This window comes from Actinomycetospora sp. CA-101289 (assembly GCF_050955895.1).
GTDB lineage: Bacteria > Actinomycetota > Actinomycetes > Mycobacteriales > Pseudonocardiaceae > Actinomycetospora.
Map to the genome: position 1 here is coordinate 3,082,263 of NZ_CP192093.1, position 21,379 is coordinate 3,103,641.

21 protein-coding genes are annotated in these 21,379 nt (G+C 76.2%); 17 read left to right on the forward strand and 4 right to left on the reverse strand.

Annotated elements, in window-relative coordinates:
* The first annotated feature begins 37 nt into the window (after nt 1-37).
* The 11 genes from ACQPX6_RS15345 to ACQPX6_RS15395 all read left to right on the forward strand — a co-directional run bounded on the left by ACQPX6_RS15345 (nt 38) and on the right by ACQPX6_RS15395 (nt 10,696).
* A complete protein-coding gene (locus ACQPX6_RS15345; RefSeq protein ID WP_433781046.1) occupies nt 38-1,042 on the forward strand; it encodes a helix-turn-helix transcriptional regulator in 1,005 nt (334 codons plus the stop codon).
* Complete coding sequence (locus tag ACQPX6_RS15350) at nt 1,039-2,031, forward strand: helix-turn-helix transcriptional regulator (protein ID WP_433781047.1); 993 nt, start codon at nt 1,039-1,041, stop codon at nt 2,029-2,031. The genes ACQPX6_RS15345 and ACQPX6_RS15350 overlap by 4 nt, the downstream gene beginning before the upstream one ends.
* Nucleotides 2,032-2,212: 181 nt before the next feature.
* Nucleotides 2,213-2,638 (forward strand): hypothetical protein, encoded by a 426-nt coding sequence (locus tag ACQPX6_RS15355; protein ID WP_433781049.1) that lies wholly within the window; start codon nt 2,213-2,215, stop codon nt 2,636-2,638.
* A 159-nt stretch (nt 2,639-2,797) separates the two neighbouring features.
* A complete protein-coding gene (locus ACQPX6_RS15360) occupies nt 2,798-3,202 on the forward strand; it encodes a hypothetical protein (protein WP_433781050.1) in 405 nt (134 codons plus the stop codon).
* Between the two features lie 67 nt (nt 3,203-3,269).
* A complete protein-coding gene (locus ACQPX6_RS15365) occupies nt 3,270-4,871 on the forward strand; it encodes a DUF222 domain-containing protein (protein WP_433781051.1) in 1,602 nt (533 codons plus the stop codon).
* A gap of 126 nt (nt 4,872-4,997) precedes the next feature.
* Nucleotides 4,998-5,195: a bacteriophage holin gene (locus tag ACQPX6_RS15370; protein WP_433781052.1), complete on the forward strand. Its 198-nt coding sequence runs from the start codon at nt 4,998-5,000 to the stop codon at nt 5,193-5,195.
* Between the two features lie 43 nt (nt 5,196-5,238).
* Nucleotides 5,239-5,520, forward strand: coding sequence for a Sec-independent protein translocase subunit TatA (tatA, locus tag ACQPX6_RS15375; RefSeq protein WP_433781054.1), 282 nt, complete (start codon nt 5,239-5,241; stop codon nt 5,518-5,520).
* A 7-nt stretch (nt 5,521-5,527) separates the two neighbouring features.
* Nucleotides 5,528-6,544 carry a twin-arginine translocase subunit TatC gene (gene tatC / locus ACQPX6_RS15380; RefSeq protein ID WP_433781055.1) on the forward strand — a complete coding sequence of 339 codons (1,017 nt, stop codon included), beginning with the start codon at nt 5,528-5,530 and terminating at the stop codon, nt 6,542-6,544.
* A gap of 79 nt (nt 6,545-6,623) precedes the next feature.
* Nucleotides 6,624-9,476 (forward strand): DEAD/DEAH box helicase, encoded by a 2,853-nt coding sequence (locus ACQPX6_RS15385; protein WP_433781056.1) that lies wholly within the window; start codon nt 6,624-6,626, stop codon nt 9,474-9,476.
* Between the two features lie 3 nt (nt 9,477-9,479).
* The gene (locus tag ACQPX6_RS15390; RefSeq protein WP_433781057.1) at nt 9,480-10,295 is read left to right on the forward strand and encodes a DUF4333 domain-containing protein; all 816 of its coding nucleotides are present in this window, start codon (nt 9,480-9,482) and stop codon (nt 10,293-10,295) included.
* Nucleotides 10,295-10,696: an MmcQ/YjbR family DNA-binding protein gene (locus ACQPX6_RS15395; protein WP_433781059.1), complete on the forward strand. Its 402-nt coding sequence runs from the start codon at nt 10,295-10,297 to the stop codon at nt 10,694-10,696. The genes ACQPX6_RS15390 and ACQPX6_RS15395 overlap by 1 nt, the downstream gene beginning before the upstream one ends.
* Before the next feature lie 13 nt (nt 10,697-10,709).
* Here the strand turns inward: ACQPX6_RS15395 and ACQPX6_RS15400 are convergent, their stop codons facing one another.
* Nucleotides 10,710-11,681 (reverse strand): 5'-3' exonuclease, encoded by a 972-nt coding sequence (locus ACQPX6_RS15400; RefSeq protein ID WP_433781061.1) that lies wholly within the window; start codon nt 11,679-11,681, stop codon nt 10,710-10,712.
* Nucleotides 11,682-11,797: 116 nt separating this feature from the next.
* Between ACQPX6_RS15400 and ACQPX6_RS15405 the strand changes: the two genes are divergently transcribed.
* On the forward strand, nt 11,798-13,180 hold the full coding sequence (locus ACQPX6_RS15405; protein WP_433781062.1) for an FAD-dependent oxidoreductase: 1,383 nt from the start codon (nt 11,798-11,800) through the stop codon (nt 13,178-13,180).
* Here the strand turns inward: ACQPX6_RS15405 and ACQPX6_RS15410 are convergent.
* Nucleotides 13,075-15,039: a DUF2339 domain-containing protein gene (locus ACQPX6_RS15410; RefSeq protein ID WP_433781063.1), complete on the reverse strand. Its 1,965-nt coding sequence runs from the start codon at nt 15,037-15,039 to the stop codon at nt 13,075-13,077. The two genes, ACQPX6_RS15405 and ACQPX6_RS15410, sit on opposite strands and share 106 nt — an antisense overlap.
* A gap of 121 nt (nt 15,040-15,160) precedes the next feature.
* Between ACQPX6_RS15410 and ACQPX6_RS15415 the strand changes: the two genes are divergently transcribed.
* From ACQPX6_RS15415 to ACQPX6_RS15430, 4 genes are all read left to right on the forward strand, one after another.
* A complete protein-coding gene (locus ACQPX6_RS15415; RefSeq protein ID WP_433781065.1) occupies nt 15,161-15,367 on the forward strand; it encodes a hypothetical protein in 207 nt (68 codons plus the stop codon).
* Between the two features lie 72 nt (nt 15,368-15,439).
* The gene (locus tag ACQPX6_RS15420; RefSeq protein WP_433781067.1) at nt 15,440-16,555 is read left to right on the forward strand and encodes a M24 family metallopeptidase; all 1,116 of its coding nucleotides are present in this window, start codon (nt 15,440-15,442) and stop codon (nt 16,553-16,555) included.
* Nucleotides 16,549-18,150: an apolipoprotein N-acyltransferase gene (lnt, locus tag ACQPX6_RS15425; protein WP_433781069.1), complete on the forward strand. Its 1,602-nt coding sequence runs from the start codon at nt 16,549-16,551 to the stop codon at nt 18,148-18,150. Before ACQPX6_RS15420 ends, lnt begins: the two co-directional genes overlap by 7 nt.
* Entirely contained in the window at nt 18,147-18,920 is a 774-nt protein-coding gene (locus tag ACQPX6_RS15430) for a polyprenol monophosphomannose synthase (protein WP_433781071.1), read from the forward strand. The genes lnt and ACQPX6_RS15430 overlap by 4 nt, the downstream gene beginning before the upstream one ends.
* A 69-nt stretch (nt 18,921-18,989) precedes the next feature.
* On the opposite strand, the gene ACQPX6_RS15435 is transcribed toward ACQPX6_RS15430, so the two are convergent.
* Complete coding sequence (locus ACQPX6_RS15435) at nt 18,990-19,334, reverse strand: RNA polymerase-binding protein RbpA (protein ID WP_433781072.1); 345 nt, start codon at nt 19,332-19,334, stop codon at nt 18,990-18,992.
* 227 nt (nt 19,335-19,561) lie between these two features.
* Nucleotides 19,562-20,377: a glycerophosphodiester phosphodiesterase family protein gene (locus ACQPX6_RS15440; protein WP_433781074.1), complete on the reverse strand. Its 816-nt coding sequence runs from the start codon at nt 20,375-20,377 to the stop codon at nt 19,562-19,564.
* A 175-nt stretch (nt 20,378-20,552) separates the two neighbouring features.
* Here ACQPX6_RS15440 and ACQPX6_RS15445 point away from each other — a divergent pair, with 175 nt between their 5' ends.
* Complete coding sequence (locus ACQPX6_RS15445) at nt 20,553-21,359, forward strand: hypothetical protein (RefSeq protein ID WP_433781076.1); 807 nt, start codon at nt 20,553-20,555, stop codon at nt 21,357-21,359.
* Nucleotides 21,360-21,379: the final 20 nt, after the last annotated feature.

The following is a 21,379-nucleotide window of genomic DNA, read 5'->3' on the forward strand; positions in this document are numbered from 1 at the left end:
TTCGAACACGTGCGCGAGGCGTCGTAGGCTCGCCCGCGTGACGACCAGCCCGTCCGCGCGCGCCGAACGCCTGGTCAATCTCGTGCTCTGCCTGCTCTCGACCCGCCAGTACCTCAGCGCGGAGCGGATCCGCGCCACGGTGCCGGGGTACGCCGACGTCGCGTCCGACGAGGCGTTCTTCCGGATGTTCGAGCGCGACAAGGCCGAGCTGCGCGAGCTGGGGGTGCCGCTGGAGACCGGGCGGTCGTCGCTGGCCGAGCCCGTCGACGGCTACCGGATCGCGCGCGGCGACTACGAGCTCCCCGACATCGATCTGGCCCCCGACGAGGCGACGGCCGTCGCGCTCGCCGCGCGGCTGTGGGACTCGCCGGCCATGGCCGGGGCCGCGCGCACCGCGCTCCAGAAGCTGCGGGCGGCGGGGATCGCGGTCGACCCGGACGCCGCGTCCGCGGTGCAGCCGCGCCTGCGGGCCACCGAGGCCGCGTTCTCGCCGCTGCTCGCGGCCAGCCGGGCGGGGCGGGTCGTGACGTTCAGCCACCGCGCCCACCCCGCCGCCGAGGCCCGCACGCGCACCGTGGAGCCGTGGGGCGTCGTGTCGTGGCGGGGCCGCTGGTACCTCGTGGGCCACGACCGCGACCGCGACGACGTGCGCTGCTTCCGCCTCTCGCGCATCGGCGACGACGTCCGCGCGGTCGGGGCGCGCGGGGCCGTGACGGTGCCACCCGACGTCGACCTGGTCGCCCTCGTCGCCGCCTCCGCCGGGCCGCCGCCGGCCACCGGGCGCGCCCGCATCCGGCTGGCCCCGGGCCGCGCGGCGGGCCTGCGCCGCAGCGCCCACCCGGATCCCGGGGGCGACCCGGACGTCGTCGAGATCGACCTCTCGCGCGTCGACACCGCGGCCCGCTGGGTCGCGGGCCACGGCCCGGACGCCGTCGTCCTCGACCCCCCGGAGCTGCGCGACGCCGTCGTGGCCCTGTTCCGGGGCTCGCTCACCGCCGGCCTCGACACCCCCGACCCCGTCGACGCCGGGAGCGCCCGGTGACCGCCGGCGGCGTCGCGGACCGGCTCCCGCGCCTGCTCACCCTCGTGCCCTACCTGCTCGCGCGGCCCGGGATCGCGGTGGCCGAGGCCGCCGCCGACTTCGGGATCGGCGAGGCCCAGTTGCGCCGCGACCTCGAGCTGCTGTGGATGTGCGGTCTGCCCGGATACGGGCCGGGCGACCTGGTGGACCTCTCGTTCGAGGGCGACACGGTCACCGTCACCTTCGACGCCGGCCTGCGCCGCCCGCTGCGCCTGTCGGGCACCGAGGCCGCGACCCTCGCCGTGGCGCTGCGCGCGCTCGCCGACGCGCCCGGGGTGGTCGACGCGGACGCCGTGCAGCGGGCGCTGGCCAAGATCGAGGACGCGGCCGGGCGGGCGGGCACCCGGTCCGCGGACACCGCCGACGCCACGGCCGGCGACGGCGTGGCGGTGGTGCTGGGCCGCTCGCCGGGCGGGGCCGAGGACGCCGTGCGCCGGGCCGTCGAGACCGGGCGGGCGCTGCGGCTGACCTACTACTCGGCGTCGCGCGATGCGGTGGGGCGCCGGGTCGTCGACCCCATGCGCCTGCTGCTCGTCGACGCGTCGGCGTACCTGGAGGCGTGGTGCCGGCGCGCCGAGGGCGTGCGCCTGTTCCGCCTCGACCGCGTCGACGCCGCCGAGGTCCTCGACGAGCCGTCGTCGCCCCCGCCCGGGGCCCGCGGGCGCGAGGGCGCGGGGGAGGACCTGCTCCGTCCGGACGACGGCGCCCACGTCGCCGCGCTCGTCCTGCGCCCGGCCGCCCGGTGGGTCGCCGAGTACTACCCGGTCGAGGACCTGCACGCCGACGACGACGGCTCGGCGCGCGTGACGATGCGCTACGGCGACCGCGACTGGATGGTGCGCCTGGTGCTGGGGCTCGGCGACGCGGTCGAGGTGCTCGCCCCGCCCGACCTGGCCGCCGCGACCCGTGCCCGGGCGCTCGAGGCGCTGGCGGCGTACGGGGAGGCCTGACGCAAGCTTCGCGACGGCGAGGGCCAACCAGCGGTCCGTAAGCAGGCCTCGCGATCGGTCGGGGCGGATTCAGGTAGATCGTCACCTCGATGGGTGAATCTCGCGCTCCGGCCGTAACCCGCTGCTACCCCCCTGCGAACAGGTCATACCGAGATCCACGGATGAACCAGGGGGAAGCAGCATGAGCACCATCGACGAGGCCCGTCAGGATGAATCACCGTCGGGCCAACCTCCGGTCGCCCCTTCTCCCGGCCCGCACGGCAACGGCCCCGCGAGCGTCGGATTCGTGGTGGCCCTCGCCGGTGCGATCGTCGTTCTGCTGCCGACCGTCGGGGCGATCTCCTGGGTCCTGAGCCCGCTCGGGCTCGTGTTGTCCATCCTCGGGGTCCGGATCGCCGCACGTCGGCAGGTGGGGCGCGCAGCCGCGTGGACAGGGGTTCTGCTGGCGCTGTTCGGCCTGGTCATGTGCACCGTCACCACCCCGTCGTTCATGGCGGGGATCAACGCATCGTCGAGCAGGCCGGCGACGTCCCCCACGCAGTCCTACGGGACTCCGTCCTACTCGTACCCCTCGTACACGACTCCCTACTACGCTCCGCCGTCCTAGTCGTACCAGTCGTACACGCCGAGGCCGAGCGCGCCGACGACCACGACACCGGTACCTCCGAGGACCTACCGCGGTAGCGGAGACGACGTCGTCGCCATCACCAAGCAGCCAGGAGTCGCGGTCGTCGAGTTCACGTGTTCCCGCTGCAGCGGCAACACCGTGCTGAAGAGCAACGGCGGCGAGAGGCTCCTCGTCAACACCATCGGTTCCTACGAGGGGAAGCGGTGGATCGACGTCCGCGACGGAGGCAGCACCACGCAGCTCACGGTCGAGGCGAGTGGCTCGTGGACGATCACGGTCGGCGGTCTGGACCAGGCAACGCGAGCGACCGGTGCGGTCAGCGGTGATGGCGACGACGTCGTTCTGATGTCCGGTAGCACCTCGGTCGCCAGTGTCACCAACAGCGGATCGAGCAACTTCGCGGTGCACGTCCTCTCCGGGAGCAGCTCGTCCATCGATCTCGCGGTGAACGAGATCGGTAGCTACAGCGGCACCATCCCGCTGGCCGCGCCCGCGTTGGTCGAGGTCACGTCTTCTGGAGAGTGGACGATCACTCCTCGGTGACCACCCTGCCGCCTTGAGAACGTGAACGTGCTGGGTAGGGGCCTACCGGGCTGGTATCATCGAACACATGTTCGACAGCGGGTGGGCGGAGGCGGCGCCGGTCGCGCCTGCTGCGCTGTCGTGGTCGCAGTGGCTGCCGGGCCCGGAGCTGGCCGCCGCGCTGGAGGGTTCGGAGCCGGTCGATCTGGTCGACGACCAGGGGTTCGACGCCGCGGAGCGGCTGGCCGGGTGGGAGGCGCTGGTCGCGTGGGCGAGCGCGCGGCTCTACCGGGAGACCGCGGAGTACCTGCAGGCCCGGCAGGGCCGGGTGCGCGGGGAGGGGCGCGGGGAGCTGGCCGCGCAGGAGGTGGCGATGGAGGTCGCCGCCCTGGCCCGGGTCGCGCCGCGCACCGGCGAGGTGCGGATCCACCAGGCGGCGTTGCTGCTCGAGCGGCTGCCGGGCACGTTGGCGGCGCTGGAGGCGGGCCGGATCTCGCTGTCGCACGCGCGGGTGGTGATCGAGCAGACCGAGCAGTGCTCGGCGGAGACCGCGCGGGCGCTGGACGCGGCGTTGTGGTCGCGGCCGCCGCGGGACCGCACCCCGACGCAGCTGCGGGAGACGGTGCGCCGGCTGTTGGCGCGGATCGACCCGGACGCGGTGCGCCGCCGCCCGGAGCAGGCGCGCCGCGGTCGGGAGTTGCGGTACTGGTCGGACGACGACGGCGCGACCGGGGTCATCCAGATGCGGATGCCCGCCGATCAGGCCCGCGGGGTGTTCGCGGTGGTCGACGCGCTGGCCCGGGCGGCGGGTGACCCCCCGGAGGGCGAGGTGCGGACCCTGGGGCAGAAGCGCTTGGACGTGGCCCGCGACGCCATCCTCGACGGCGCCACCGCCCGCGTCGCCGGCGACTGCGGTGACGGCTGCTGCTGCGGGGCCCAGGACAGCGAGACCAACTCGACCAACCCCGCCGGCGACGCCGCCGAGGACCCCGCCGAAGAGTCCAGCGCGGACCAGGCCGGCACTCCGGCGCCCGGGCGCGACCCGCAGCGCGGGTTGCGCGAGGGGGCCGCGTCGCCGGTGCGCACCGAGGTGCGGGTGACGATCGGGTGGGACGTGCTGGCCGGGCTCTCGCAGCGGCCCGCGGAGCTCGAGGGCCACGGCCCGATCCCCGCGGTGCTGGCCCGCCGGCTGGCCGCCGACCCCGACGCCACGTGGCGGCGGCTGCTCACCGACCCGGTCACCGGCACCGCCACCCACCTCGACACCCACCGCTACCGGCCCCCCGCAGCGCTACAGGAGCTCGTGCGCTCCCGCGACCTGACCTGCACCGCCCCGGGGTGCCGGATGCCGGCCGCGCGCTGCGATCTGGACCATGTTGTGCCCTACGACCACGGCCACCCTGACGGCCGCGGCGGCGCGGGCCGCACCCGCGAGGGCAACCTGCGGCCCTGCTGCCGGCGCCACCACCGCATCAAGACCCTCGGCGACTGGACCGCCGCCCTCGCCCCCGACCCCGACGGCGGACAGACCCCGGTGGTCCTGTGGACCTCCCCGTCCGGGCACCGCTGGTGGGTCCGCTCACCCGAGCTCGAACCACCACGCGGGGAACGCGACCCCCACCTCGACCCCGAGACTGACCCCGACACCGCCGACGCCCACCTCGCCGACCTGCGCAGCGCCGCCGCGTGAGTCAGCGCCACGCCTCCCGACGGACGCGCCCACCGCGAGGAGGCGGCCTGAACCCCACCGCGTCCCCTCGCGCCACGCACTCGGGCGTTCACCGCGCGGTCACCCCGGCGCACTAGGGTCGGGAGCGTGCCGTACCTCTGGAGCGTCGTCGTGGTCGTCGTCGCCCTGGTCGCGCTGGGCCTGCTCGTCGTCTCGGCGCTGCGCCCCGCCCAGCGGCTGAGCACCGTCGCGGCCCTCGCGGGTCGGCAGATGGGCGACGAGGTCGGCATGCTCAAGGCGCGCCTGGCCGCGCTGCGGGTCCGCCTCGCGCAGCGTCGCGGGTGACGGCCGCGCGTAGCATCGGACGCACCGTGGAAGGAGCCACACCGTGAGCGAATGGGTCATCATCGCGATCGTGGGCGTGGTGCTGCTGTTCAGCGCCAAGAAGCTGCCCGACATGGCGCGCGGACTGGGCCAGTCCATGCGCATCTTCAAGGCCGAGACCCGCGGCCTGAAGGAGGACGAGCAGGCCACCAAGGGCGGGCAGGCCACCGGCGAGCCGCAGGCCCCGGGGCGTGCGCTCGACGAGGGCCCGGCCGTGAACGGTCAGGTGCCCCCGGCTCAGCAGGACCCCGCCCAGCCCACGCGGCCGGGCCCCACCTCCTCCTGAGTCGCCGATGACTGGGTCCCCCGGGTCGCGCGCCCGGTGGTGGCGCGGTCTGCGCCGGCCCGGATCCCGCCGCCGGGCCAACCCCGACGGCACGATGACGCTCGTCGAGCACATCTACGAGCTGCGCCGGCGCCTCGCCATCGCGCTGCTGGCCGTCGCGCTCGGGACGCTGATCGGCTTCTTCTGGTACACGACCTACCCCTTCGGGCTGCCCTCGCTCGGCAAGCTGCTGACCGACCCGTACTGCGCGCTGCCGCCCGAGAACCGGGTCCAGCTCGGCGGGGGCCAGGAGTGCCGCCTCGTCGCGTTCGGGGTGTTCGAGCAGTTCACGCTGCGCCTCAAGGTGGCGGCGACCGCCGGCGTGCTGATGTCCAGCCCCGTCTGGTTCGCGCAGCTCTGGGGCTTCATCACGCCGGGCCTGTACGCGAAGGAGAAGCGCTTCGCGTACGTCTTCGTCGGCGCGGCGGTCGTGCTGTTCACCGCCGGCGCGGTGCTCGCGTACTACGTGGTCACCCAGGCGCTGCAGTTCCTGTTCACGGTCGGCGGCGACATCCAGACCACGGTGCTGCGGGGCTCGGACTACTTCAGCCTGCTGATCGCGCTGCTCGTCATCTTCGGGGTGAGCTTCGAGCTGCCGCTGCTCGTGGTGATGCTCAACCGCGTCGGCGTCGTCTCCTACGCCCAGCTCAACTCCTGGCGCCGCGGCCTGATCTTCGGCCTGTTCGTGTTCGCCGCGATCGCGACGCCCGGCCAGGACCCGATCTCGATGCTGGCGCTGGGCATCGCGCTCGTGCTGCTGCTGGAGCTCTCCATCCAGATCTCGCGCGTGCACGACAAACGGGAGGCCCGGCGGCGTCTCGAGCAGGGCTGGGACGGGCTGGACCCCGACCAGCCGTCGCCGCTCGACGACCGTCTCGGCTCCGCCGCCCCGAGCCCGACCCCGGCCCCGCGCATCCAGCCGGTGCCCCCGCCGGCGGCCGACGGGACCAGCGACGGCTCGTCCGACCGGTGGGACGCGACCTGACCCTCACCGAGCAGTCGGTGTGACGTCTCTCGGGGGGTCTCGGGGGCGGAGCCCCCGAGTGTTGTGACACTGTGGAGACGTGGCCACTCGCTCTCCCGCCGAGGCCTACGAGCAGGCTCGCACCCGCTCCGCACACCCCGAGCTCGGACGGTTCGCCCCGCAGCTGTCCTTCGAGCTCGACGACTTCCAGCGCCGGTCCTGCCTGGCCCTCGAACAGGGCCACGGCGTGCTGGTCTGCGCGCCGACGGGCGCCGGCAAGACGGTGGTCGGCGAGTTCGCGGTGCACCTCGCGCTCGCCCGCGGCCAGAAGTGCTTCTACACGACGCCGATCAAGGCGCTGTCCAACCAGAAGTACACCGACCTCGTCGAGCGCCACGGCGCCGACGCCGTCGGCCTGCTGACCGGCGACGCCGCGATCAACGGCTCCGCGCCCGTGGTGGTCATGACCACCGAGGTGCTGCGCAACATGCTCTACGCCGAGTCGCCGGCGCTCGAGGGCCTCGCGTACGTCGTGATGGACGAGGTGCACTACCTCGCCGACCGCTTCCGCGGCGCGGTGTGGGAGGAGGTCATCCTCCACCTGCCCGAGCACGTGCAGATCGCGTCGCTGTCGGCCACCGTGAGCAACGCCGAGGAGTTCGGCGACTGGCTCGTCACCGTTCGCGGCGACACCACGGTCGTCGTCGACGAGACCCGTCCGGTGCCGTTGTGGCAGCACATGGTGGTCGGGCACCGCATGTTCGACCTGTTCGCCGAGGAGCGCAGGGGCGGCCAGGCGGCGCTGAAGGTCGACCCGACGCTGGTGCGCGCCGTCGCGGAGGTCGACCGCGGCCCGTCGATCCGGGGCGGCCGCGCGCGCGGCGGGCTCCGGTCGGGGCCCCCGGGACGCGGCGGTGACCGGCGCGGGGGACCGGGTCGCGCGGGCCCGCCCGGGCGCGGCGGGACGTCGGGGTTCCGGCCGCCGTCGCGCGTCGACGTCATCGAGCGCCTCGACGCCGCCGGGCTGCTGCCCGCCATCACCTTCATCTTCAGCCGGGCCGGCTGCGACGCCGCGGTGACGCAGTGCGTGCGGGCGGGCCTGCGCCTCACGGGCCCCGACGACGTCGCCGTGATCCGCGAGGTCGTCGAGCGGCGCACCGCCGGGCTCCCGGACGCCGACCTCGAGGTCCTGGGCTACTGGGAGTGGCGCGAGGGGCTCGAGCGCGGCGTCGCCGCCCACCACGCCGGGATGCTGCCCGCGTTCAAGGAGACGGTCGAGGAGCTGTTCGTCCGCGGACTGGTGCGGGCGGTGTTCGCCACCGAGACCCTCGCGCTGGGCATCAACATGCCGGCGCGCACCGTCGTGCTCGAGAAGCTCGTGAAGTACAACGGCGAGGCGCACGTCGAGCTGACGCCGGGGGAGTACACGCAGCTCACGGGGCGTGCGGGGCGGCGCGGCATCGACGTCGAGGGCCACGCGGTGGTCCTGTGGGCGCCCGGCGTCGACCCCGAGCAGGTCGCGGGCCTCGCCTCGACGCGCACCTACCCGCTGCGCTCGTCGTTCCGGCCCGGCTACAACATGGCCGTCAACCTCGTCGAACGCGTCGGGGTGGAGTCCGCGCGGGAGCTGCTCGAGCAGTCGTTCGCCCAGTTCCAGGCCGACCGCAGTGTCGTCGGCCTGGCCAAGCGCCTCGAGCGCAACCGCGAGGCCCTCGCGGGCTACGCGGAGGCCGCGGGCGGTCACTCCGGGCAGGAGGAGGACTTCCGCGCCTTTGCCGAGTACATGGACCTGCGCCGGCGGGTCACCGAGCGCGAGAAGATGCTCTCGCGCCAGGGCCGGTCGGCCCAGAAGGCCGAGGCCGCGGCGTCGCTCGAGGCCCTGCGGCCGGGTGACGTCATCGCGGTGCCGGGCGGCAAGCGCGCCGGGCTGGCCGTCGTCCTCGACCCGGGCGTCGACCGCAGCCCGCGCGGGCAGGAGCCGCGCCCGCTGGTGCTCACCGAGGACCGCTGGGCCGGGCGCCTGTCGCTCGCCGACTTCCCCGAGCCGGTCGAGCCGCTCGGGCAGATGAAGCTGCCGCGCAAGCTCGACCACCGCGTCCCGCGCCTGCGCCGCGACCTCGCCCACGCGCTGCGCGAGACGGGCCTCGAGGCGCCCCTGCGCACCGGGGCGAGCCGGCGCCGGAAGGGGTCGGAGAACGAGGACGCCGAGCTCGCGTCGCTGCGCCGGGCGCTGCGCGCGCACCCGTGCCACGGGCTCGCCGACCGCGACGACCGCGCCCGCTGGTTCGAGCGCTACCAGCGCCTCGAGCGCGAGACCGAGCAGCTCCAGTCGCGGGTGCGCTCGACGACGCACTCGCTGGCGCGCACCTTCGACCGCATCCGCGGGCTGCTGGGGGAGCGGGGCTACCTCGACGACGCCCCCGACGTCGAGCAGGACGTCACCGAGCACGGACGGCGGCTCTCCCGGCTGTGGGGCGAGTCCGACCTGCTCGTCGCCGAGTGCCTGCGCCACGGCGCCTGGCGCGACCTCGGGCCCGCCGAGATCGCGGCGGTCGCGTCGTCGCTGGTCTACGACAGCCGCCGCGACGACGGCGGCGTGCCGCGCGTCCCCGAGGACGCGGCGGCGGCCGTCGAGCAGACCGTGGCGCTGTGGCACGACCTCGTCGCCGACGAGCAGCGTCACCACCTCGGCCGCACCCGCGAGCCGGACATGGGGTTCGCCTGGCCGGTGCACCGCTGGGTGCGCGGCGACTCGCTCGCGACCGTCCTGGACGGGGCCCGGGCCCACGGCACCGAGCTGTCCGCGGGAGACTTCGTGCGCTGGTGCCGGCAGGTCGTCGACCTGCTCGACCAGATCCGCGCCGTCGCCGGGAGCGGCGACACCGTGGGACGGGCCGCTGCTGACGCGGTCCGCCGCATCCGGCGTGGGGTCGTCGCCGTCGGAGAGGGCTGAGTCGTGGGCGCGCCGGGGGAGCAGCCGACCGTCGGCCCGGGGTCGCCCTGGGCGCGGCCCGGCGGTGACGAGGGTCGGCAGGCCGGCCCGCCCACCACCTACGGGCCGCCCACCGGTTACGGGCCGCCCACCGGCTACGGACCACCGACCGGCTACGGGCAGCCCACCGGCTACGGCCCGCCCACCGGCTACGGGCAGCCCGGGTACGGCGGTCAGCCGGGCTACGGCCCGCCTCCGGGGTACGGCGGTCAGCCGGGCTACGGCCCGCCTCCGGGGTACGGCGGCCCGCCCGGTTACGGGCCGCCCCCGGGGTACGGGAACCAGCCCGGGTACGGCGGCCCGCCGACCGGCTACGGCGCCCCGCCCTCGGGCTACGGCGGCCAGCCCGGCTACCCCGGCCAGCCCCCGGGCTACGGCGGCCAGCCCGGCTTCGGCGCGTTCCCCGGCCCCGGCCGGCCCGGACCCGGCGGCCCCTGGGGTCCCCGCCCGCGCCGGCCGTTCCCCTGGAAGCGGGTCGGCATCGTCGCCGGGATCCTGCTGGTGCTCGTCGTGGTCGTGGTCCTGCTGCTGGCGTTCGTCGTCGGTCCCCGGTTCGCGCGCGTCGAGGTGCTCGACCCCGACGCGGTCGCGCAGGGCGTGACGCGGGTGGTCACCGTCGACTGGCGGCGCCAGATCACGGGCGTCGCGTGCCCCGCTGACCAGGAGGTGCGCACCGGCCTCACCTTCACCTGCCAGGCCACGGTCGACGGGCGGCCGGCGCAGGTGCCGGTCACCGTCCTCGACGCCGTCGGCACCTACGCGGTGGGCCAGCCGCGCTGATGGCCACCCTCGACGACGTCCGCCGCCTCGCGCTGGCCCTGCCGCGCACCGACGAGACGGTCTCGTGGGGGACGGCGCACTGGCAGGTGTCGAAGAAGGGCTTCGTCTGGGAGCGCCCGCTGCGCCGCTCCGACGAGGCCGCTCTGGAGGCCGCGGGCGTCCCGCTGCCCGACGGGGTCGTGCTCGGCGTGCGGGTGGCCGACGTCGGGGTCAAGGAGGCCCTCATCGCTGACGACCCCGATGTCTACTTCACGACCCCGCACTTCGACGGCTTCCCCGCGGTGCTCGTACGCCTCGAGCGGATCGGCGCCGACGAGCTGCGCGAGCTGGTGGAGGACGCGTGGGTCGACCGCGCCCCGAAGACCGTCGCGGCGAAGTGGCTGGCCGAGCAGGGCCGGTAGCCCCGACCAACCCCTACTCGCCCCGCAGCGCCGCGGTGAGCCGGTCGACCGAGCCGGCGAGGTTCCAGCGCTCGGCCAGCGCGGCGAGCCGGTCGGGGTCGACGGGCTCGTGGGGGAGGGCCCGGGGCTCGCCCGTCCAGTCGATGGGGGCGTCGGGCGCCACGCGGACGACCCCGGGGGCGACGGTCAGGTAGTCGGCCGCGCGCACCATCTTCGCGCGCACGGCGGAGGACATCCGGTCGTCGGAGCGGTCGAGGACGGCGCCGATCATGTCCTCCCACGACGAGAACTTCGAGACCACCTGGGCGGCGGTCTTGTCCCCGATGCCGGCGACGCCGGGCAGCCCGTCGGACGGGTCGCCGCGCAGCATCGCCATCTCGGCGTAGGCGGAGCCGGCGCGCGCGACCGGCACGTTGTAGCGCCCCGCGACCTCCTCCGGGCCGTAGAGCTCGTACTTCGACACCCCGCGGGCGATGTAGACGACCCGCACGGACGTCGGCTCGTCGCGCACCAGCTGGAGCAGGTCGCGGTCGCCGCTGACCACCTCGATCGCGTCGCCCGTCTCGGTGGCGCACAGAGTGCCGATGACATCGTCGGCCTCGAAGCCCTCCGCGCCCGCGGTCGGGATCCCGATCGCGGCGAGCACCTCGAGGATGATGTCGACCTGCGGCCCGAGCTCGGGCGGGGCGGCCTCGGCGTCGGGGGCGCCGCCGACGGGGGAGGACGGGTCGCCCGCGGAGGGGTCGACGCGGTGGGCCTTGTAGGACGGCAGCGCGCGCACGCGGAACGCCGGGCGCCAGTCGCGGTCGAGGCACGCCACCACCCCGCCGGGCCGGCGCTCGCGGACCAGCCGGGCGACCATGTCGCAGAACCCGCGCGCGGCGTTCACCGGCGTCCCGTCCTCGGCGGTCAGCGTGGCCGGCACCCCGTAGAACGCGCGGAACCAGAGGCTGGCCGAGTCGAGCAGCATGAGCGGCGCGTCCATGTCCGGGAGCCTCCCACGTGCTCTCCGGGCACGTCCGGGCGCCGAGGGTCACGGGCCTTGACGCGCACCGCGCGGAGGAGTGCCCTGGTGGGCAAGGGTGCGATCCGGGAGCCGCCATGGACGTCGTCGTGGTCGGCGCGGGCCCCACGGGACTCGTCGCCGCCGTCGCCCTCGCGCGGCGCGGGCACCGCGTCGCGCTCGTCGACGACGACGGCGGCCCCACCGGGTCGATCGACGGTGACCGCTGGGCCCGCCGGGGCGTCATGCAGTTCCACCACCCGCACGCCTTCCGCTCCCAGGTGGTGGACGTGCTGCGTACCGAGATCCCCGAGGTCCTGGACGCGCTGCTGGCCCGCGGCGCGGAGCCGGCGGCCCCGAGCGACGGGACGGACCCCGCCCCGACGCGACCCGGAGACCCGCTGCCGCCGGGGACCGGGCTGCGGTGCCGGCGGATGGTCGTCGAGCAGGAGCTGCGCCGCGTCGCCGAGCGCGAGCCGGGCGTGACGCCGGTCCGGGGCCGGGCCGACGCGGTCCTGGACGAGCGCGGGCGGGCGACCGGCGTCCGGGTGGGCGACCGGCGGCTCGACGCCGGGCTCGTCGTCGTCGCCACCGGGCGGGCGGGTCGGCTCGACGACCACCTGCGGGCCCGCGGCGAGTCCGCCGACTGCGGCACCGCCTACGTCTCGCGGCAGTACCGCCTGCGCCCGGGCGCATCACCCGGCCCGATGACCATGCCGATCGGGGCCGTCGCGATGCACGACGGCTACACGGCGATCGCCTTCCCGCACGACGCCGGCACCTTCTCGACCCTGATCGCCCGGCCGCCGGCGGACCACCGGCTGCGCGGGCTGCGCCACGAGCCGGCGTGGGACGCCGCGGTGCGCGCGATCCCGCTGCTCGCCGCCTGGACCGACCCGGAGCGCGCCGTGCCGCTGACCCCGGTGCTGCCGGGCGGCCGGCTGCGCAACACCTACCGGGGCCAGCTCGACGACGAGGGACGTCTGCCGCTGCCCGGGTTCGTGGCCGTGGGCGACGCCGTCTGCACCACGAACCCCGTCGCCGGGCGCGGCATCGCGACGAGCCTGATGCAGGTCGAGCGGCTCGTCGCCCTCGTCGAGGAGCACGGCGACGACCACGCCGCCACCGCGCTGGCCCTCGACGCCTGGTGCGAGGCGGCCATCCGGCCGTGGTTCACCGATCACGTCGCCACCGACGCCGCGCAGAGCGAGCGGTGGGCGGGCCGGGACGTCGACCCGACCCGCCCGCCGACCTCCGACCTGGTCGTGGCGGCGATCGCCGCCGACCCGTCGCTCCTGGCCGTGGCCGGGCCGTACCTGGTCATGGCCGCCCTCCCGGACTCGCTGGCGGCGGTGCACCCGCGCGTGCAGGAGATCTACGCCTCGGGGTGGCGGCCGCCGCCCACCGAGGGCCCGACGCGCGACGAGCTGGCCGCCGTGGTGGCGTCGGCCTCGCCGGACGCGGCCACCGCCTTGGCGTAGCGGCTCCCGGCGGCGAGCAGCACGAGCCCGGCGCCCAGGAACGCGGCGACGCGGGCGAGGCCGTCGAGCGCGGTGAGGTCGAACGTCACGAGCTTGATCACCGCGGCGACGACGAGCACCCCGCCGAGGATGCGCGGCAGCGACGCCTGCAGCCCGCGGGCGAGCAGCACCAGGGCCACCGCCGTCCAGGACACGGTGACCAGCACGTGCCCGACGAGGAACGCGTCCCGGGTGGGCGAGATCAGCAGCGACGCCGAGACGACGGTGCCGGTCGCGCCGTAGAGCCCGACGACGCCGAGGACGCTGACGAGCACGGCGGCGCGGGTGCGGTCGCGCAGGGCGCCGAGGCGGGCGAGCGCGAGCAGCCCGATCCCGGCGACGGCGACGAGCACCAGCGAGGTGGCCAGCGCGCCGGCCAGGTCACCGAGCGAGCCCGAGGTGGCGGTCCCGCCCGGGGCGGTGACGACGAACGGGCTGACGGGGAAGTCGGCGAGGAGGTCCGCGGGGGCGTCCTTGCCCAGCGCGACGAGGCCGCCGACCAGGGCGAGGACGCCACCCGCCACCAGCGGGCCGGGCCGGCGGGCGACGACCGCCACCAGCCCCAGCACCGCGGCCTCGGCAAGCAGCGGCAGGGACACGGGGCCACCGCCGACGGCGATCACCGTGGCGACGAACAGGGCGGCCGTGCCGGCGGCGCCGGCGACGACGGCGAGGGCGCGGTGCCCGGTGGGGGCGGCGGCGCGGTCGAGCGCCACGACGGCGAGGAGCAGGGCGACGGCGACCAGGCCGGCCACGAGCGCGCCGGGCAGGCGGGGCAGGCCGATGCAGACGAGCAGGACGGGCAGCACGGGCGCGCCGAGCAGGGCCGCGGGTGTCGCCCGGCCGGGGGCGCCGACGAGCAGGGCGCTGACGGCGCCGACGACGAGGACCGCGAGGGCCGCGGCCGCGGTGGCACGGTCGTCGGAGGGCGCACCGGCCAGCAGGCGGACCGCCGCCCCGAAGGCGCCGATCGTCGCGGCCGCCGTGGCCACGGCCGCGACCAGGGGCCAGGCCCGGCGCCACGCGACCGCCGCGGCGGCGATCTGCGCGCCGACCAGCAGCGCGACGAGCGTCGCGGTCAGCCCGCCGACCACGAGCGGCGCGGCGAGTCCGCTGGCGACGAGGACGCTGACGGCGAGGCCGCGGTGGCGCCAGCGGTCGGCCAGCGCGAGGCCCCCGGCCGTCACCAGCAGGGCGAGCGGCACGGCGACCGCGACGGGGACGAGGTCGTAGAGCGAGACGGCCGCGGCGACGGCGAGGAAGACGGTGGCGACGCCGGTGGCGACGAGGGCGACGGCGGCGACGGGGGTGTCGCCGTCCTTGCCGCCGACCCCCCGGCGGACCCGGGCGCCGGCGTAGGCGAGCGCGAGGCCCAGGGCGGCGCCACCGGCCACCCGCGCCTCGGGGCTGAACCAGCCGCGCCCGGCGGCGAGCACCAGCAGCAGGACCACGCCGAGCACGGTGATCGCCGCTCCCGTCACGGCCAGCAGCCGCGCCGGCGACCACGCCACGCGCGGGGCGCGGGCGGGCCGGGGCCGCGGCGGGGGCTGCTGGGCCTGCGGCGGGGGCGGCGGGAAGCGCCACGGCCCGGGCCGCCGCGGGTCCGGGCCCCCGGCCGGCGGCGACCACACGCCGGGCGGGGGCCAGGGGGCCGGGCCGCGGGGCGGGGCGGGCTGCGACGGCGGGGTGGTCTCCTCGGTGGCCTGCGCCGACCGCAGCGTCAGCAGGGAGTCGCGGATGCGGTCGATCTCGCGGGTGACACCCGCGAGGTCGTCGCCGAGGCGGGCGACGAGCGCGTCCTGCGGGAGCGGGGTGGTCATGGCACGGAGCCTCCCGGAGCGGGGGCGGCACGCCCAGGGGACATCTACTCAGGTGTCCGCGTGGCGGACCCGGCGAGTGGGCACAGGGCGATCACCAGACCCTCAGACGATGGGAGAACGCATGGGTGACATCAAGGACAAGCTCGACAAGGCCTACGAGGACAAGTCGTTCTCGGAGATCGCCGACGCGCCGGTCGCGGCGCTGCAGGGCGTCAGCGACGACGACGCCCAGAAGCTCAAGGACGCCTTCAACGTGAAGACGATCCGTGAGCTCGGCACCAACAAGTACTTCCTGTGGGCCCAGGCCTTCGCCAAGCTCGCCGAGTGAGACGCGGGACGCGCCCCGGGTCCACCCCGGGGCGCGCCCGTCCGGCGCCGCGCTGACCTAGGCTCGGTGCCCATGAGCAGCACCCCCGCCGCCGCCACCGATCGGGTGGCGGCCCGGCTCGAGCGCGCCCGGTCCGCGGCGCGGCAGGTCGGCGTGGACGCCCTGGTCGTGACACCGGGCCCGGACCTGCAGTACCTCACCGGCGTCGTCAAGCACTCCCACGAGCGGCTCTCGGCGCTGCTCCTGCCGGTCGACGGCGAGCCCGCGTTCGTGGTCCCCACGCTCGAGCGCCCGGGGCTCGCCGGCTCCGCGGTCGAGGCGATGGACGTGCTGACCTGGACCGACGGCGTCGACCCCCACGCGCTCGCGGCGTCGCGCCTCGGCGGGGTGCGGCGCGTCGCGGTCGCCGCCGACATGCCCGCCCTCCACGTCCTCGGCCTGCGCGACGCCCTGCCCGGCGCGGGGATCGAGCTGGCGACGCCGGTGCTGCGCGAGCTGCGGATGCGCAAGGACGACGCCGAGGTGGCCGCGCTGCGGTCCGCGGGCGCGGCCATCGACGCCGTGCACGAGCAGGTCCCGGGGTGGCTGGTCGCCGGGCGCACCGAGGCCGAGGTCGGCGAGGACATCACGCGCGCCATCGTCGAGGCCGGCCACGCCGAGGCCGCGTTCGTCATTGTCGGCTCGGGCCCCAACGGGGCGAGCCCGCACCACGAGGTGTCCGACCGCGTCCTCGGGACCGGCGACGTCGTCGTCGTCGACATCGGCGGGCCGCTGCCCGAGGGCTACCACTCCGACTCCACCCGCACCTACGTCGTGGGGGAGCCGGGCGGCGAGGTCCGCGACGTCTACGCGGTGCTCCAGCGCGCCCAGGCCGCGGCCGTCGACGCGGTCCGCCCGGGCGTCACGGCCGCGAGCATCGACGAGGCGGCGCGCGCGATCATCCGCGACGCCGGCTACGGCGAGTACTTCGTGCACCGCACCGGGCACGGGATCGGCCTCGAGGTGCACGAGGAGCCCTACATCGTCGACGGCAACGACCTGCTCCTCGAGCCGGGCATGGCGTTCAGCATCGAGCCGGGCATCTACTTCCCGGGCCGCTGGGGTGCGCGCATCGAGGACATCGTGGTGGTCACCGGCGATGGCTGCGAGGCGGTCAACCGGCGGCCCCACGACCTGCTCTCGTGCTGACGACCGACCCCGCCGAGCGGAGGGCACGGTCGCTCGACACCTCCGAGCGGAGGGGCCCTTCGCTCGGCACGTGGGGGCGCCTCGCGGGCGCTGTCGTCGCCGGCCTCGCGCTCTACGCCGCGTTCCCGCCGCTGGGGGCCTGGTGGGCGGCGCCGCTCGGGATCGCGCTGCTCGTCGCCGTGGTCGACGGGCGCCGGGTGCGGGCGGCGTTCGGTCTCGGAGTGCTGGTCGGCGTCGCCTACCAGCTGCCCCTGCTGCACTGGACCGGCGAGTACGTCGGCGCCGTGTGGCTGCTGCTGCTCGTGGCGCTGGTGCTCGTCGTGGCCGTGCCCGTCGCGCTGCTGCCGCTGGTGACGCGCCTGCCCGCCGCCCCGCTGTGGGTGGCGGGGGTGTGGGTGGCCGGCGAGGCGCTGATCGAGCGGTGGCCGTTCGCCGGGTTCCCCTGGGCGAAGATCGCGTTCGGTCAGCCCGGCGGCCCGTTCGCGCCGCTGGCCTCGCTCGGCGGCGCGCCGCTGGTGAGCGGGGCCGTCGTGTTCTGCGGCGCCGGGCTGTGGGCACTCGTGCGGGCCCTGCGCGCGCGGCAGCGGCGGGCGGCGGCGGGCGCGCTGGTCGCCGTCCTGCTCGGGCCCACCGCGGGTCTCGCCGCGACGCCGTCGGTGGACGCCGACCCGCCCGGCCCGACGATCACGGTGGCCGCGGTGCAGGGCAACGTGCCGCGCGCGGGCCTGGACTTCAACGCCCAGCGCCGCGCGGTGCTCGACAACCACGTCGTCCAGACCCGCCGGCTCGCCGCCGAGGTGCGCGCCGGGCGGCTCCCGCGACCCGAGCTCGTCATCTGGCCCGAGAACTCCTCGGACATCGACCCCCTGCGCAACGCGGACGCCGGCGCGGAGATCCAGGCGGTGACCGACGAGGTCGGCGTCCCCGTCGTGGTCGGTGCCGTGCTGGCCGGCGCGCGCGCCCCCGACGGCCGGCTGGTGCGGGGCCCGCGGAACGCGGCGATCGTCTGGGCCCCGCGCTCTGGACCGGGCGCGACGTACGTGAAGCGCCACATCCTCCCGTTCGGCGAGTACATCCCACTGCGCGGGATCGCCGCGCAGGTCTCGCCGCTGGTCGACCGCGTCACCGACTTCGAGCCCGGCACCGGAACCGGCGTGCTGCCCGCCGGACCCGCGCGGCTCGGGGTCGTGACCTGCTACGAGGTCGTGTTCGACGACAGCGTCCGCGACGCCGTGCGCGGCGGGGCGGATCTGCTGACCGTGCCCACCAACAACGCGACCTTCGGGTACAGCGACATGACCTACCAGCAGCAGGGCATGTCGCGGCTGCGGGCGATCGAGCACGACCGCGCCGTCGTCATCGCGGCCACCAGCGGCCAGAGCGCGGTGGTCGCGGCGGACGGAACGCTGCAGGCGCGCACGGGCGACCTGTTCACCCCGGGTCTGCTCGTCGAGACGGTGCCGCTGCGCACCACGACGACGCTCGCGACGCGGCTGGGGCCCGGGCCGGAGTGGGTGCTCGTGGCGCTCGGGGTCGGCGCGGTGGTGGTCGGGCTGGTGCAGCGACGGCGATCCCGCGAGCAGGGGCGCGCGTGAGCGGACCGTGCCCCGACGGGTCGGACACGCTGGTCGTCGTCCCCACCTACAACGAGCGCGAGAGCCTGCCCGGGCTGGTGACCCGCCTGTTCGACACCCTGCCCGGCCTGCGGATCCTCGTCGTCGACGACGGCAGCCCCGACGGCACCGGCGCCCTCGCCGACACGCTGGCGGCGGTCGACCCGCGGGTGCGGGTGCACCACCACGCGCCCCGCGCCGGGCTCGGCGCCGCCTACGTCGACGCGTTCGGCCGGGTGCTGGACGGCGCGTTCGGCACCGACGGCGTCGCGTGGATCGTGCAGATGGACGCCGACGGGTCGCACGCCCCGGAGGAGCTGCCGCACCTGCTCGCCGCGGCCGCCGGCGCCGACGTGGTGCTGGGCTCGCGGTACGTGCCCGGCGGCAGGACCGTCGGCTGGGCCGGGCACCGCCGGCTGCTCTCGCGGGCGGGCAACGCGTACTCGCGGCGCGTGCTGTCGCTGCCGCTGCACGACGTCACCGGCGGGTACCGCTGCTTCCGCCGGAGCGCGCTGGCCGGGACGGGGCTGGAGACGGTCGCGTCGGAGGGCTACTGCTTCCAGGTCGACGTCGCGTTCCGGGTGCAGCGGGCGGGGCTGCGGGTGCGCGAGGTGCCGATCACGTTCGTCGAGCGCGAGGCCGGCGAGTCGAAGATGAGCGGCGCCGTGGTGCGCGAGGCGCTGTGGCGGATCACGTCGTGGGGCGTGCGCGACCGGGCCCGGCGCCGGCGCGCGCGCCCACGTCGCGGCTGACGGTCCCGGACACACGGAGGGCCGCCCCGGCACTGCCGGGACGGCCCTGTGTTGCGGGGTCCTGCGCGCTCAGGCGCTCTCGGAGCGGCGCTGCTTCAGCAGGCCGAGACGCTCGTCGAGCAGCTCCTCGAGCTCGGGCACCGAGCGCCGCTCGAGCAGCATGTCCCAGTGGGTGCGCGGCGGCTTGGCCTTCTTCTGCTCCGGCTCGGTGCCGTCGATGCGCTTGCCCTCGTCGCCGTGCAGACGGCACTCCCAGGTCACGGGCGCCTCGGCGTCGTCCGAGAACGGCACCTCGAAGTCGTGGCCCTTGGGGCAGCGGTAGGCGAAGGACCGACGGGGAGCGAGGTCGTGGTCGCGGTCGGTCTCGTAGCTCACGGCCCCGAGACGGCTACCACGGAGGACGCGGTCGGCCATGATCTGGTGTCCTTTCCTCGACTGCGAGTGCACCCGAGGCGCACAGCCGCCGGGCACGGGTGGGTCAACGCCGGACCGTCGTGGTTCGTTCCCGCGACGCCCCGGGTTCACCCTCTCCGTGACCGGACTCACCGGCGTCGGGCCACGGGGTGTGGCTACCCCTCCCACACAACGTCCACACGGCTCGGGTTGTGCCCGTCCGGAATCGTGACGTCGAGGGGCCCTCCTCAGCCCGTCCCGTCGGCGGGCGCGGTCCACGTGCCGCGGGTGACGAGCACGTCGCGCAGCAGGTCCGGACGGTCGGTCATGAGGCCGTCGACGCCGAGGTCGAGCAGGCGGTGCATCTCCGAGGTGCGGTCGACGGTCCACACGTGCACCTCGACGCCCAGGTCGTGGGCGGCGTCGAGCATGGCGCGGTCGATCACGGTGAGGGCGCCGAGGCGCACCGGGAGCTGGGCGAGGTCGCCACGCACCGGCAGCGCGCGGCCCAGCGGGCGGCGCAGCAGGACGGGGGAGACCGCGCGGGCCCGCAGACGGAACGCCGAGCGCGAGGCGATGCCGGTGACCACGCGGTCGCCGAAGCGGGCGCGAACCGCGTCGAGGCGCCGCTCGTCCGTGCTCGCCACGGCCACGCGCTCGGCGACGTCGTCGCGCTCGAGCAGCCGCAGCATCGGCTCGAGGGTGCCGGGCGCCTTGAGGTCGACGTTGAAGCGCGTCGCGGGCAGCGCCTCGAGCACCTCCTCGAGCCGGGGGAGCGGCTCGCGGCCCCGCAGCCGCACGCCGGCCAGGTCCGCCCACGGCATGGTCTTCAGCACCCCGGGGTGCCCGGCGACGCGGCGCAGGGTGGCGTCGTGGTGCACGACGAGCACCCCGTCCGCGGTGGCGTGCACGTCGGTCTCGAGGTGCGTGTAGCCCTCGTCGACGGCCCGGCGGAAGGCCGCCAGGGAGTTCTCCAGCCCCTCGAGGTCGCCGATGTGCCAGCCGCGGTGCGCGAACGCGCGGGGCCTGCGACCGGCCAGGAACGGGTGCGGCGGCCGGGTCACGGGCGACGAGTCTGCCCGCTCCGACCCCACCCCGCGCGCATCGGGACCTGTCCGGGGTGGTCGGTGCGGTGAGGCGCGACCGCTGGCACGTTACGGGGAATCGGCGGGCCACCTTGGGGGTGAGCGTGCACGTGGAGTAGTCTCGGCGATCACACTGGGCTGAGGGGAGCACAAGGTGTCGAAGGGGCGGGGGGGAGAGCCCGCGTGGTGGTCGTCGGGCTCGGTCCCTGACGGCCTCCCGGAGTGGGCCCGGCGGGGACTCGACGAGTCCCCGGGCGAGCTCGCGCCCTCGGCGCCCGCACCCGACGCCGGACGACACCGCCGCCGTCGCGGCGCAGCGGCCCCGGTGGCCGCCGCCGGCGGCGCCTCGAAGCTCAAGGGCTGGGGCATCGCGCTGGTCTCGGTGGCCGCAGCGGCCGCGTCCGTGCCGCTCGCCGTGTCCACCCTCGCCAACTCCGACGACGCCACCGCCCTGCCGCGCGTCGGCACGTTCCCCGTCGTCGCCCCCGGCACCCTTCCGGGCACCACCGCGCCGGGCACGGCCCGTCCTACGGCCCCGGCCGACGCCAGCGTGCTGCCCCCGCTGGAGGACCCGACCGTCGCGCTTGCCGAGCCGCCGCGCACCGTCACCGTCGCGCCCCGCGCGGTCACCCGTGACGCCGAGGCGACGAGCTCGCGCACCAGCCGGACGACCACCAGCACGGCCGACGACGACGAGTCCACCTCGGCGACCCCGCGCGAGGACCCGGACGACGACGACGGCGGCTCGGGTGGGTCGGGCTCCGGCTCCGCCGGCGGCGGCTCGAGCTCCGGCGGTGGCTCCGGCGGTGGCGGCTCGAGCGGCGGGTCGAGCGGCGGGTCGGGCCGCGACTCCGGCGGCGGCTCCGGTGGCTCGGGCGGATCGGGTGGCGGCCTGCTCGGCGGCCTGCTGGGCGGCGCCGGCCGCACGGTCGGTGGCGTCACCAACTCGCTGCTGGGCTGACCCCGCGCTCTGGCGGCACC

Bases quoted from the DNA above. Each gene is read 5' to 3' on its own strand.
- ACQPX6_RS15420 (WP_433781067.1), top strand. From the start codon at position 15,440: ATGAGCAGCACCCCCGCCGCCGCCACCGATCGGGTGGCGGCCCGGCTC.
- tatC (WP_433781055.1), top strand. From the start codon at position 5,528: ATGACTGGGTCCCCCGGGTCGCGCGCCCGGTGGTGGCGCGGTCTGCGC.
- ACQPX6_RS15435 (WP_433781072.1), bottom strand. From the start codon at position 19,334: ATGGCCGACCGCGTCCTCCGTGGTAGCCGTCTCGGGGCCGTGAGCTAC.
- ACQPX6_RS15415 (WP_433781065.1), top strand. From the start codon at position 15,161: ATGGGTGACATCAAGGACAAGCTCGACAAGGCCTACGAGGACAAGTCG.
- ACQPX6_RS15395 (WP_433781059.1), top strand. From the start codon at position 10,295: ATGGCCACCCTCGACGACGTCCGCCGCCTCGCGCTGGCCCTGCCGCGC.
- ACQPX6_RS15365 (WP_433781051.1), top strand. From the start codon at position 3,270: ATGTTCGACAGCGGGTGGGCGGAGGCGGCGCCGGTCGCGCCTGCTGCG.
- ACQPX6_RS15410 (WP_433781063.1), bottom strand. From the start codon at position 15,039: ATGACCACCCCGCTCCCGCAGGACGCGCTCGTCGCCCGCCTCGGCGAC.
- ACQPX6_RS15400 (WP_433781061.1), bottom strand. From the start codon at position 11,681: ATGGACGCGCCGCTCATGCTGCTCGACTCGGCCAGCCTCTGGTTCCGC.
- ACQPX6_RS15405 (WP_433781062.1), top strand. From the start codon at position 11,798: ATGGACGTCGTCGTGGTCGGCGCGGGCCCCACGGGACTCGTCGCCGCC.
- ACQPX6_RS15355 (WP_433781049.1), top strand. From the start codon at position 2,213: ATGAGCACCATCGACGAGGCCCGTCAGGATGAATCACCGTCGGGCCAA.